The 13,225-nt window shown below is 29.4% G+C and carries 14 protein-coding genes; 1 reads left to right on the forward strand and 13 read right to left on the reverse strand.

What is annotated here, in order from left to right:
* The 3 genes from T473_RS17255 to T473_RS0108730 all read right to left on the reverse strand — a co-directional run.
* Window positions 1-2,446 (reverse strand): cell wall-binding repeat-containing protein (locus T473_RS17255; RefSeq protein ID WP_024621563.1); only part of this gene is annotated, 2,446 nt, incomplete at its 3' end.
* A gap of 420 nt (window positions 2,447-2,866) precedes the next feature.
* Window positions 2,867-3,373: a DUF3189 family protein gene (locus T473_RS0108725; protein ID WP_024621564.1), complete on the reverse strand. Its 507-nt coding sequence runs from the start codon at window positions 3,371-3,373 to the stop codon at window positions 2,867-2,869.
* A 328-nt stretch (window positions 3,374-3,701) separates the two neighbouring features.
* Window positions 3,702-4,289: a hydrolase gene (locus T473_RS0108730; RefSeq protein ID WP_024621565.1), complete on the reverse strand. Its 588-nt coding sequence runs from the start codon at window positions 4,287-4,289 to the stop codon at window positions 3,702-3,704.
* 229 nt (window positions 4,290-4,518) lie between these two features.
* Here T473_RS0108730 and T473_RS0108735 point away from each other — a divergent pair, with 229 nt between their 5' ends.
* The gene (locus tag T473_RS0108735) at window positions 4,519-5,070 is read left to right on the forward strand and encodes a helix-turn-helix domain-containing protein (RefSeq protein ID WP_024621566.1); all 552 of its coding nucleotides are present in this window, start codon (window positions 4,519-4,521) and stop codon (window positions 5,068-5,070) included.
* A gap of 334 nt (window positions 5,071-5,404) precedes the next feature.
* Here T473_RS0108735 and T473_RS0108740 read toward each other — a convergent pair whose 3' ends face one another.
* From T473_RS0108740 to T473_RS0108785, 10 genes are all read right to left on the reverse strand, one after another.
* Entirely contained in the window at window positions 5,405-6,619 is a 1,215-nt protein-coding gene (locus tag T473_RS0108740) for a hypothetical protein (RefSeq protein WP_024621567.1), read from the reverse strand.
* 84 nt (window positions 6,620-6,703) lie between these two features.
* Window positions 6,704-7,630 carry a glycosyltransferase family 2 protein gene (locus T473_RS0108745; protein ID WP_024621568.1) on the reverse strand — a complete coding sequence of 309 codons (927 nt, stop codon included), beginning with the start codon at window positions 7,628-7,630 and terminating at the stop codon, window positions 6,704-6,706.
* Between the two features lie 16 nt (window positions 7,631-7,646).
* Window positions 7,647-7,976, reverse strand: coding sequence for a GtrA family protein (locus T473_RS16565; protein WP_242825897.1), 330 nt, complete (start codon window positions 7,974-7,976; stop codon window positions 7,647-7,649).
* A 289-nt stretch (window positions 7,977-8,265) separates the two neighbouring features.
* A complete protein-coding gene (locus T473_RS0108755; RefSeq protein ID WP_024621569.1) occupies window positions 8,266-8,451 on the reverse strand; it encodes a hypothetical protein in 186 nt (61 codons plus the stop codon).
* A 339-nt stretch (window positions 8,452-8,790) separates the two neighbouring features.
* On the reverse strand, window positions 8,791-9,051 hold the full coding sequence (locus T473_RS17260) for a hypothetical protein (RefSeq protein WP_024621570.1): 261 nt from the start codon (window positions 9,049-9,051) through the stop codon (window positions 8,791-8,793).
* Window positions 9,052-9,124: 73 nt separating this feature from the next.
* Complete coding sequence (locus tag T473_RS18495; RefSeq protein ID WP_161627550.1) at window positions 9,125-9,295, reverse strand: hypothetical protein; 171 nt, start codon at window positions 9,293-9,295, stop codon at window positions 9,125-9,127.
* Between the two features lie 92 nt (window positions 9,296-9,387).
* Window positions 9,388-10,599, reverse strand: coding sequence for a M20 metallopeptidase family protein (locus T473_RS0108770; protein WP_024621571.1), 1,212 nt, complete (start codon window positions 10,597-10,599; stop codon window positions 9,388-9,390).
* A gap of 66 nt (window positions 10,600-10,665) precedes the next feature.
* Window positions 10,666-11,508 (reverse strand): transporter substrate-binding domain-containing protein, encoded by an 843-nt coding sequence (locus T473_RS0108775; protein ID WP_024621572.1) that lies wholly within the window; start codon window positions 11,506-11,508, stop codon window positions 10,666-10,668.
* 53 nt (window positions 11,509-11,561) lie between these two features.
* Entirely contained in the window at window positions 11,562-12,227 is a 666-nt protein-coding gene (locus T473_RS0108780; RefSeq protein WP_024621573.1) for an amino acid ABC transporter permease, read from the reverse strand.
* Window positions 12,228-12,241: 14 nt separating this feature from the next.
* Window positions 12,242-12,985 carry an amino acid ABC transporter ATP-binding protein gene (locus T473_RS0108785; RefSeq protein ID WP_024621574.1) on the reverse strand — a complete coding sequence of 248 codons (744 nt, stop codon included), beginning with the start codon at window positions 12,983-12,985 and terminating at the stop codon, window positions 12,242-12,244.
* Window positions 12,986-13,225: the final 240 nt, after the last annotated feature.

Raw genomic sequence — 13,225 nt, forward strand, 5'->3', positions numbered from 1 at the left:
CAGTTTCATCTGTTGTTATTAATATACCGTTTCTAGCAGTATCTAAACCATTTATATCATGTGTAAATGATAGTGTATTTCCATGTCCATTTATAGTTACTGCTCTATCAACTTCTATTCTCTCATCTATACCCTCTCTATCATTACCTATTGATTTATTTATATTTATTGTCTTTATATTATCATCTTCTAATGCTGTTTTTAATCCATCTAAATCCAATACATATGCTTCAGTTGAATCATATACTGTAGCAGTATAGAAATATTGATGCTTTCCTTCATTATGTTCACTACCGTATAAATTATTACCATTTTTAATATCTACTACAGTTGTTTTTAATCCATCATTTCCATCACTTGCAAATCCATCAATCCATATAACTGGTTTTGATTCATCAGCATATATCTTTGTTACATCTACTGTTAAAATTGGGTCGTCTAGGCCCTCTGCTGTACCTTTTGATACTTCTATTCCTCCAAGTTTATTTCCACTTACATCTACTTCTCCTTTTAATGTTACTTCAGATCCATTTACAAGTATTCCACCATCTGCTCCTTTTGATGATATATTATTTAATGTAACATTTTTCGCATTATAAACTTGAATTCCGTACACTGGTTTCAATTGACCATCAACATTCTTCATTTTTACTTTTAAATCATTTATTATAGTACTAGTACTAGTTTCAGTTTCATCTGTTGTTATTAATATACCGTTTCTAGCAGTATCTAAACCATTTATATCATGTGTAAATGATAGTGTATTTCCATGTCCATTTATAGTTACTGCTCTATCAACTTCTATTCTCTCATCTATACCCTCTCTATCATTACCTATTGATTTATTTATATTTATTGTCTTTATATTATCATCTTCTAATGCTGTTTTTAATCCATCTAAATCTGTTACACTTGCTACTGACGATACAGATCCACCTCCACCGCCTCCAGTTGAACCACCTGGTCTATTTCCTTCTATATCTGGTGTTTGATTTCCTGTTGGATTATTAGTTATAGTACCACTATTATTTATTACAGTTCCTGATGCATCATTTTTTACATTTGTTACTGTTCCTTTATTTACTACTTCTACGTTACTAGCACTTCCTTGAACTTCTATATCAATTATTTTTGATCCGCTCGTATTTTCAATTTTTCCACCAACACTATCTTTAACTACAATTTTAGATATTGTACCTTTGTTTACTATACTTGCATTTGGCGCACTTACAGTTATAGTATTTTTGTAGTTTCCTGATAAGTTTATTGCTATAGCTTTGTTAGTTTTTATAACTATTTCTTCATTTATATCAGCTGTATTGTTTGCGTCACCTTTAGCCATCGCTTTATTAAGCGCAGCTGGTGCCATATTTATAACATCATTTGCATCAGCTTTAGCCATAGTTTCATTAAGCTTAGCTACAGTAGATACATTATATGTAGTAACTTGTTGCATAGTTTTTAATTCATTAAATGAAGCTTCATTACTTCCTCCACCAACTTGAGTTATAGTTTTGAAAGTCTTAGTATTAGTTACATCCTTTTGACCTTGACTTAAGTTTTTTCCAACTAATAAAACTGGTGAATCGTTTTTAGCAGCTAATACTCCAACAGCTAATCCATCTATTAGTTCATTTTCTTTAGTCATACCATTTTTAGCTACATAAACATTCTTTAATTCCTTTTCTTTATAGAATGTTTCTATAACCTTTGCATTAGTTTCATTTCTATCTTTACCTTCTACTCTTGTTGCATTTGGAAGTTTACTTGTTACTTCATTTGATACTGAGTTTGTTCCACCTATTACATATGAAGATTTTATAGACTTTTCTGCTATAAATTTATCTGCTACTTCAGTTCCCTTACTTGGACTTGCAAGTATTATAGGCATATCTTTCTCTGCTGCTACTGGAGCTATACTTATAGCATCTACTATACCTTTTTCTCCATTAGCTACTGAGATTTCAGATACTTTTTTTATATTGTCTAAATTTTTTGCTAATTCTAGAGAAGTTTCGTATCTAGTATTACCCCAAATTCTGTCAGTTGATATTTTTTCAGAATTTAATGCAGATTCTACAGATTTATTTAATGAACTTTCTCCACCTATTAAGTATACCTTTGTTACTCCTAGTCTTTTTAATTCAGCTTTAGTTCTATCATCTAATTTATTATTTTGTGTTAAAAGTATTGGAGCATCTTTTGCCTCTGCAAAAGGTGTTGCAGTTAGTGCATCCGCTAAAGAGTTATCATTTACTATTACTGCTTCTTTAGCTTTTGTCCATCCTTTTTTACTTATTTCTATTGCAGTTTCCCATCTTCCATTTCCCTTTAATGTTTCACTTGATACACCTTCTGCTGCATCTACAGTTGCTAAATTTCCTAGTCCGCTTCCTGCTACTAATGTTACAGTAAGCAGTGATACTATTTTCTTTGGTAGTTTCATTATTCTTATCCTCCTAATTCTAAATTCTCTCTTATTTTATTGTAGCATACCCATTTGTCATATTTTGTCATTTCACGCAGTAATATATTGTTTTTTTATAGAATCTTGTCATAATATAAAAAATGTATGCTTCGCCTTTTGCTCTGCATACATTGTACTCACTACATCTTATGTTTTTCTTTAAATCTGAAATATGTACATTATCTCCTACTATAAGTCTCTTTCAAATGAATTTCAATAATATTAGATCTACTAATAAATAACAAACCACTTACTTATGTTATTGTTCTATGTTAAATAGGAAACATTATCTACATATTGTCATAACTAAAACAATTAAGGGTGGTTTGTAAAAACCACCCTTAGTTTCTGGTATATCAGAAATTTTTATAATATCTAAGTAAAATAAAGTTAATTACTTTACTTAGATTCCTTATTATCTAAAATAATAACCTCTGACTTAACTTCCTTTGCTTCCTTCTTTGTATGATTTACAAGTTTTATAACATCTTTATACGATTGCTTTGCTCCCTTTATAAGCAAGGGTACTCCTATAAAATCAATTTTAAGCCACCTAGAAAATAAGCCACCAAAGGTCATTGATAAGGGAACCGTCGGCGATGTATTGGAAAATATAATTTTCTCCTTTAACAGATCTTGTTTATGAAGCATAGAAGCTAAATTATATAATCCTGGAATTAGAACCTTTGAACGTCCCCTACCTATAGTATAGACTTTATTTCCATCCTTATCACTTCCATAATAAAAAAGTTCTGCGCGATTTCCAGATTCTAACTTATTAAAGTTAGGTAAATTTAGTATTTCTTCATTAGTCGGTTCTCGAGTTTCATCCAGCATTTCTAAGTGATAAGCAATTGCTAGAATAGATGAATGGGTTCCTCCAAAACAATTATAAATGTATATCATTAAAATCACCTAATTTCTTATTTTAATAATTGTAGTATATGCATTGAGCATTGAAATTAAACAATATTTGAACAAATTCGATCCAAGGTCTTATCTATCTTGGGGTTTAATCTTCATTACGTTCAATAAGTTTTTTAGCATATTTGTATCTAATAGCCGGGTCTTTTACAATCGCTGTAATGATTCATTTATTGTATTTTATCATTAAAAACACCACTAATAAACCAATGACACTTTCAGCATCATTGGTTTATTTCTTAGTCTCTATTAATCTTTACTTATATCAAGCTTTTCATCTTATCTTTATATAAAACTGTAAATATTCACATTATTTATTAAGGATTTTCATTTCATTATTAACATATGCTTCACAAGAACGCATAGCTTGAATTGTTTCTTCAAACAATTTATCTAACTCCCATCCAAGCATCTCTGCACCTTGTTTAATTACATCACGCGAGCATCCAGCTGCAAATTTTTTATCCTTGAATTTTTTCTTAAGACTTGAAAGTTCCATATCCATAGCACTCTTAGATGGACGCATTCTTGCTGCTGCACCAATAAGTCCGGTAAGTTCATCAACTGCAAACAATATTTTTTCCATCTGATGCTCTGGTTTAGGCAGTTCTCCTGAGCAAAGTCCATATCCATGACTAGCTACCGCTCTTATTAATCTTTCATCAATACTTCTTTCTCTCATGATTTCTTGAGTTTTATTACAATGTTCTTCTGGATACATTCCAAAGTCTAGATCATGGAGCAATCCAACCATGGACCAAAATTCTACTTCATCTCCATATCCCAATTTCTCTGCAAAATACTTCATAGCTCCTTCAACTGTTAAAGCATGTTGGATATGAAACGGCTCTTCATTATATTCATTAAGTAAACTCCATGCCTCTTCCCTTTTTATCATAATAATATCCTCCTTTAAAATTATAAAATATGATACAGAAATTAATCTGGCTAAAATACTTCAGTTCACTATTTCTAAATGTCAAAATAAATTTTTTCTATTTATTTTCCTTGTTTCATTTAAGTGATTACTGTATAATATTTTACGAACGTTAAATATATTTATCGTTAATTTTATTTTACTTTCGTTAATTATATTTGTCAATACTATAATAGGAGGTTATACCTTAGTGAATATAAATTTAATTATTGCAGAAAATCTTAAAACACTTCGTATTGAGAGAAATTTAAGCTTAGGTCAACTTGCTGAATTGTCTGGTATAAGTAAAGTCATGCTATCTCAAATTGAAAAAGGTGATACTAATCCAACTATAAACACTTTATGGAAAATAGCTAATGGGTTAAAAGTTTCTTATACCTCATTACTTGAACAAAAGGAGCATGATACCTATATTATAAGAAAAAGTTATATTGAAGCTCAGCTTACTGAAGAAGGTCACTATCGAGTATATTGTTATTACACTAGTACACCCTATCGTAATTTTGAACTTTTTCAAATTGAAATAGATGAAGGTTACTCATATAAATCTATAGGTCATTCTAATAAGTCACAGGAATATATCATGGTTTTAGAAGGGGAATTGACATTAGAAGTAAACAATGAAACTTATAAGCTAACTCCTGATGATTCAATAAGTTTTTCTGCATCTAGTCAACATATATATGTTAATAGTGGAAGAGGAACTTTAAAAGCTACTATAACAAATTTTTATCCTGCTTAAGATTAGGATGATTACCTAAATTTAAATAACTTAGAGCAAAAAGAATATTTATTTCATTCAAGTTATCAGCATAAATATTTCTCGTTTAAATAGAAAAAGGAATACTCATAGTTCTTGTTACTCTGAGTATTCCTTTTGTTATATTATCTTATTATAATTATTTTTAATTTCATCATCAATTCAATTCTTATAATTAACTCTTAACTTCATACTTTTTTACCCTTATTTGTGATAAGGTTCTCCGTATTAAGGAAGCTAAACCTTTTTTATAGTTAATATAATATCTCAATATTTTTTAAATTAAGGTCGTGAATTATATAACAAAATAAACATATTATCTTTTAGCGTATTTAGTAAAAGTATTTTTAATCTTAGATGTATCTATTGAATAAGCCATAAATGTTAACAATGTAAATACAGTTACACCTAAGCTTCTGTAAGTAAACCAAAAATGCATATAGGAGTGGTTCTTTAATACTGAATACCATATAAATGGATAAAGGCTTACGGTAAGTATAGGAAGCATATTGACTATTTTATTTTTTCTACACAAAACTAATAATATTAGCCACAAAATAAGTATTACTAAAAATATCTTTAATGTAAAGTCATTAAATATTAAATCGCTATTTTTTTGTATTACTTCTTGTTTATTTAATATTGTATTTTCTGCCGTTGAAGATGTTCTAACTAATATTTGTGATAATGACTCTTTTACTATATTTTTTCTAAGTACAAGACTTGCTAACAGCCATTTTGACGCCCATGTTATACCGTATCCTAAAGTCCACATAATAGATAGTTTTATTGTATCTATTATATTTTCTATGAATTTACTTTCTCTTCCCTCTAATAAAATATATGTTACTAAAGGTATACCTAAGGATAAAACAGGTGTAGTCAATAAGTCCATAAAACTTGTTACAGCACCTATTGCAAAGAAAGTATATATACTCAAATCATCTTTCTTCATTTTTTTATGATAAATAAGTACTACTATCATACTCAAAAATGTTACATAAAACATATTTGAAAATTGTAGTGACATAGGCACTATAAGTATCCTTATTGTAACCATAGTTATTAAAAAGATCAATGAATACCTAGTCCCAAGTTCTCTTTTAATAAAATAACACACTGACATAAACACACTCATTATCATAAATGTATTTAGATATCTTATCTCTTCATAATTAAACTTTGTTAGTAGTGGTCTAAGTATTGTCAAATAACCATGCCAATACCTACTATAAGACCCCCTATCTGTACTATTACGGTCTATTGTCTTAACTAGGTTGTCTATTTTGTCCTCAGCCGTTTTATCATATTTGAATGAATTCTCGAGTGCCGACTTTATTGGGTGACTATTATCCCCACCTATAGCCATACTCAACATCCATGTATCTGTAAAATTGTCTAGTTGATTGGAGTGATAATTTGACATTACTTTTGGGTACAATCCTTCAGACTCTAATAGTTGTATTGACTCTCTAGTATGATTGATTATACTTTGATTAGGTATAGCATATGATAAAGACATAGTTGCCAAAAATGTAACCATCAAGCCAATGTATAAAAGTGATAATTTCTTACATTTCCAAAAAATATTATTTAATTTATCCAGGTCCATATACTATTTATTACCTTTCTCTAATAAGTTAATTGCTAACTCATAGAATTGATCTGAATGCTTCTTAACTGTATCAAGTATAAGTCCACACGCTAGTGATACTAATGCCGATGTTATAAGCCCAATTGATACTATCAAAGTTGGAAATTTGGCCACTAGCCCCGTTTTTATAAATCCTAAAAATACAGGTACGAATGCTAATATACCTATTATAAATAATATTAATGATATGCCTCCAAAAAATGAAAGTGGCTTATAATCTTTATATAAGTTTAATATAGTTTTTAGTACCCTGAATCCATCTCTAAACGTATTTAATTTTGATTCACTTCCGTCTGGTCTATCTCTATAGTCTATTTCTACTTCTCCAATTAAGAATCTTTTATCTAGTGCATGTATACTCATTTCCGTCTCTATTTCAAAACCTTTAGATAAAACTGGGAAAGATTTTACAAATTTTCTATTAAATGCTCTGCATCCTGTCATTATATCTTTTATATTGCTTTTAAATATTTTATTTATTAGAGCTCTAACTAATTTATTTCCTGTATTATGAAACGGCCTCTTATTTTCTGTAAAATAAGTACTCGATAGTCTATCTCCTATCGCCATATCAGCCTTACCTTCCATAACAAGTTTTGCGACATTATATGCATCCTTAGCAGGATATGTATCGTCACCATCAACCATTATGTATACATCTGCCTCTATATCCCTAAACATGCTTCTCACAACATTACCTTTGCCTTGACGATATTCCCTTACAACTATAGCCCCCTCATTTTTTGCTATTTCTGTAGTTTTATCTTTTGAGTTATTGTCGTAAACATAAATATCAGCATCTGGAATTACATTCTTAAAGTCAGCAATAACCGATTTTATAGTCATTTCCTCGTTATAACATGGTACTAATACTGCTATTTTTTCCATATATTTTTCTCTCCTATTAGATTTTTTCTATCTTTTCATTTTTGAACACAATTAATTTACTAAATATGAAGTTAAGAATTACAACCACTATATTAGTTATTATTTTTACTATGAAATCATTTATTAGTAATAAGTTTTGCATTACAAACATTAATATAAGTTCGATTACTCCTGATAATACTCTACAGCTCATAAATGATAACAACTCTTTTATAACATACTTATATTCAATAGATTTACTTTCAAAAACATAAAACTTGTTTGTTATATATGCAAATATTACAGCAACAAGCCACGCTATTATATTTGAAATATAATAATTAATACCGAGAACACTTGTGTGCAAAAATCATATGTCCCTATATTAATTAATGTTAAAAGTACTCCAAATATCAAATAAAGTATTGTTTCTTTATATTTTTGAAACATCTCCATAGTATACTTCTAAACAGTTTTTACAACTATGATAATATAGTAACACTTATATATACGATCTTACAAGTTTCTAGGTTTAATAACTTTTTGTGCTTAGTCTATATACAGTTGGGTTGGAAGTTTGCACCTTCTTTAGGTACTACATAAAAAGGTTGCCTTTTTGTTTAGGCAACCTTTCCTCCATTAAGTATTTTACAACATCACTTTTCAATCAACTCATTTGCTACTACTACATCTATATCTTCTAAATATATTTCACCTATACCATCACTAGAGAAAATGACAATGACTTCATCTACATAAACAGCTCTCTTCTTTATTACTATCGATTCAACAATATTAATATTATTGATAAACGTATTGCAAATTGCAATACGACATCTCAATATTTAGTACTACTTAATATATCAAACTTTATTTTGTTAAAACCATGCTCCCTTACTTGTGATAAGGTTCTCCGTATCATTGTTAAGGAAGCTATTTATTAACATATTATCATATGTAAAATAATTAAGGATGGTTGTATAAACCATCCTTATTAGAAGACTGAAACATTTCAAATAAATATTAGAATTTATTTTACTTATAATATGGCATTTTTTTTATGTATAAAAATAGCCTTAACCAAGAAGTATAAATAGTTAATGCTAATAAACTACATTATTTGTGACAATATTCTCGTAATAATTATGATTTAAATATGAATAAAAATTAACTATTATTGATTATTCCATTGCAACATACTCAGAAATTGAATATTTATTACTTTTTCTATCTATATATTCATCTAGGCCTTCTCTAAAGTAAGACATAAATATTCCTCTGTTCGGTATCTCAAATAATGCATCTGCTATTATAGCTCTAGTATCATTATTTAATTTAGTAAACGTTTCCCAATCTAATGATAATTCATTTATTAATTCTATTGAATACCTACATAAATAAAATGTATTGTCATCTTTAACTAAAGCACTACCTCTTCCCATAGAACCTCGTTCTCTCAACCCATCTATTTCTCGGCAATCTAAAATTTTAACTATTCCGTAATCTTCAAGTAAATCATCCCAAGCTAATACTTATCTTTATCGCATTAAATTCTATAATCCTCAATCTTTGGAAAAACTCAAATAGTTTTCTATATTTTACTACTCCCATAGCTATGTCTTTTTGATTATTTGTACCTATTGATGTAAGTATTGCCGCTTTTAAATCCTCAAATTGGTCAGTCAAATTCTCTAATCTTTTGCCCTGTATACATGTTATACGAATAAATACTTATAGTAAATATGTTGAAATTTAACATTACTAGCTCTTTATAATATTTAAAATGGGTGTTTATTACCATTTAATATATTAACAGCCGTCATAGCAAATATACCAGATATTTTACTTAATATATTTTCACATATACGAAAGTCACAAGAATGAAGAGAAACTTTTCCTACATTTTCTAAGGGTACACATCCAACAAAAAAGTAGGCACTTTTTCTTTCTTCAGAATAAAAACAAAAATCCTCACCGCCTAGATAACTTTCGTGTGAATACTCAACATTCTCTCTGTGTAGTAGCTGAACAGTAGAATTATATATTATTTCAGTGCATTCTTTATCATTAATAACATGGTTAACTCCATTTGACCATACTACATTAGCCATAGCACCATTTGCTTTTGCCATATTGTAAACCATACTATCTACGTTATTAATCATACTTTCTAAACCTTCTTTAGCTGTGTGTCGTAAGGTACCTTTCATTGTACACGTATTTGGTATAATGTTACCTTTATCAATAGGACCAGCATGTATAGACCCGATAGTAAGAACAGCTGGTTCCATTGGATTTAATTTTCTAGATACAATTTGTTGTAATCCATTGTATATCTGAGTGGATACAGCTATTGGATCTATACATTTATCTGGCCATGAACCATGGCCACCTCTACCTTCAACTATTATACTAAATGGTCTTGTAGCAGAAAAGGCAGTTTTAGCTGGTATAATAATTTTACCAGCTTGGTATTCAGGAAAGCAATGAGCTCCAATTACAGTGTCAACATAAGGACATTCTAATACTCCATTACTGATCATTAACTTTGCACCAGCACCAGTTTCTTCAGCTGGTTGAAACACAAATTTTACTGTGCCTGAAAATCTTTCTTTCAATTTAGACAGAATCATAGCTGACCCTAGTAGCCAAGTCATATGAGCATCATGCCCACATGCATGCATCATACCTTCAGTTAATGATCTATATTCGCAATCATTAGATTCAGTAATTGGAAGTGCATCCATATCGGCTCTTAACATTACACATTTGCCGCTTCCTTTTTTTTCACCTTGTAAAATACCAACTAATCCTGTTTGTCCTTCAATACTTCTAACTTCAATTCCATCAATAGAATTTAGATATTTTTTTATAGTATTACAAGTTAAATATTCTTGCATAGATAGTTCAGGTATACTGTGAAGCTCTCTTCTGATATCAACAAGTTCATTTTGGATTTCGTTCATATATTTTAAGATTTCTTTTTTCATATAAACCTCTTTTCAAATAAAATAGCTGTAGATTAGATTTCTAAACTACAGCTATTTTGTTATTTGTTATTGTAATATTTCTACTCCTTCGGGTGCATTTGAAAAATCCATTCCGTACCATTTATCATAAATCTTTGCTAAAGTTCCATCTTCTTTCATATCTTGTATTGCTTTTGATACTGTTTTACGAAGTTCCTCAGATTTTTTATCTCCTTTTTTAAATGGATAAGCTTTGGCACCTACCGTAACATCTTCTTCAACCATTCTTGCATCTAAAATTCCTTCTTTTATCTTATAAGCAGTTTCTCCAGCAGCAAGAAGCATAACATCCACCTTTTTTTGTTTAAAAGCTTCATCTAAAAGTTCTGCGCTGTCATAAGCAACTACATCTATGTTTATACCTTGATCTTTAGCTACTTGTTCAAATAAATTTTTACCATTTGAACCTGATGTAAATCCACAAACTAAACCGTCAATATCTTTTAATTTTTTGATATTTGTTTTATCAGCATGAACTATTAATTTTTCAGGAATATATGCATAGGCCTCAGAAAAATCGTATTTTTCTAAACGGTCTTCATTTATAGTAATAGTGTTTCCAACAGTGTCTGCTTTACCTGAATCTAAATAGCCGAATAATGAATTAAATTCCCCTGTAATAAACTCTACTTCAAGTCCTGTTTTCTTTGATATTTCTTTCCATATATCAGCTTCTTGCCCTTTATGAATTCCGCTTTCTACATATGAATTAGGTACTGAACTTGATCCAGATGCAACTACAATCTTAGTTGGTTTTTCAGCTTTAGTATCTGCGTCAGTCTTTTCTTTGTTATTATTGCTAGTGCAAGCTGTAAATCCAACAGCCATTAATAGTGATAGTAGAATTGCTGTTACTTTTTTTAGTTTCATTATTAAGTTCCTCTCCCTTAATGATTATTTTTATATAAAGTTTATTTATATACTTAATATAATTTTGCCACATAATTTTCTAATATATTTTGAACTTTCTCTACTAAAACAACTAGTATCAAATAAATTATTGTTACACATAAATATGCTTCAAAAAAACGTGTACTTAATGCTGCTTCAATTTTTGCTGCAGACATAATGTCTGCCAAACCAACTGTGAATCCAAGCGCAGATCCCTTTATTATTCCAATAAACTGATTTCCGATGGAAGGCAAAGCTACTACAAACGCTTGAGGTAATACAGCCCTTATCATAGTTTGATACTTTGTCATACCCATGGAATAACAGGCTTCAAGTTGTCCTTTATTTACAGATTCCAATGCAGCCCTAAAGTTTTCTGCCATAAATGCCGATGTATTAAGAGTTAATGCAATAACAGTTGCTTGGAAAGCAGACATTGATTGCAATGAGACTATTACAGTAGGTAATCCAAAATAAAGGATAAATAACTGAGCAACTAATGGCGTTGCTCTAAAAAATGTTATATAATATCCAAATAAACGGTTAATAACCGGTACCCTATAATACCTGAAAATAGATATAACGATAGATAAAAACAAAGTAAAAATTAAAGATAATAACGAAATTCCAATTGTCATCTTTAAAGAAGGTAAAACTATTGGAAATAAATTAAAAAACCATTCAAAATTAAAATTCATATAAAATTTCCTTTCTATTCTATGCCATTTATTGTATTAACAAATTTTCTAATTCTCTCGTTTTTACAATTTTCAAATATCTCCTTGGGAGTACCCATGCCGGCTACTAATCCATTTTCAAGAAAAATCATTCGGTCTGCAACTTCTTTTGCAAATTTCATTTCATGAGTAACAATTATCATAGTTGTTTTGTTTGATTCTGCTAATTTTTTTATTACATTTAATACTTCTCCTACCAATTCAGGATCAAGAGAAGATGTCGGTTCGTCAAATAATATTACTTTCGCTGATACTGCCATAGCCCTTGCAATTCCTATTCTTTGTTGTTGACCGCCAGACATTTCTCTAGGATAAGCATTTTTTTTATCTAATAAGCCTACTTTATCCAATATATCTAAAGCCGTTTTTTCTGATTCTTTTTTAGGTTTTTTCTGCACAGTAATCATCGGTTCAATAATATTTTGTAATGCAGTTTTATTGTTTAATAGATTGTAATTTTGAAATACCATTGCGGTTTTTTTTCGTAGATTATAGATATCTTTTTTTGTTGCAGTTTTAGCATCTATAGTAAATCCATCAATAGTTATTACACCTTCCGTAGGTTCAGTTAAATAATTTAAGCATCTGAGTAATGTAGATTTGCCTGTACCAGATGGACCTATCAAAGCAACAACTTCACCTTCTTCGATATCTAAACTTATATCTTTAAGAACGACTAAGTCACCAAACTTTTTATTTAAATTTTTAATACTTATCATAACGTTTTCCTTTCTTGAATAACAATTATATTAATAAAAAACTATAAAATTTATATCGATATTTGTCATATTTAATTATATATGAGATATTATTTTGATTCCAATTGATAATATCGATATAAACACTATAACTGATAGGTATTTATTATTCAGAAAATATGTAAGTTCACAATGTTACTTTCTCAAAAAGATAGAGTAGATGACAAAACTCTATCAGAAATAAAAAGATTAAAGCTGGAG

The sequence above is a fragment of the Clostridioides mangenotii TR genome (assembly GCF_000498755.1).
In the GTDB taxonomy this organism is placed as follows: Bacteria; Bacillota; Clostridia; order Peptostreptococcales; family Peptostreptococcaceae; genus Metaclostridioides; species Metaclostridioides mangenotii_A.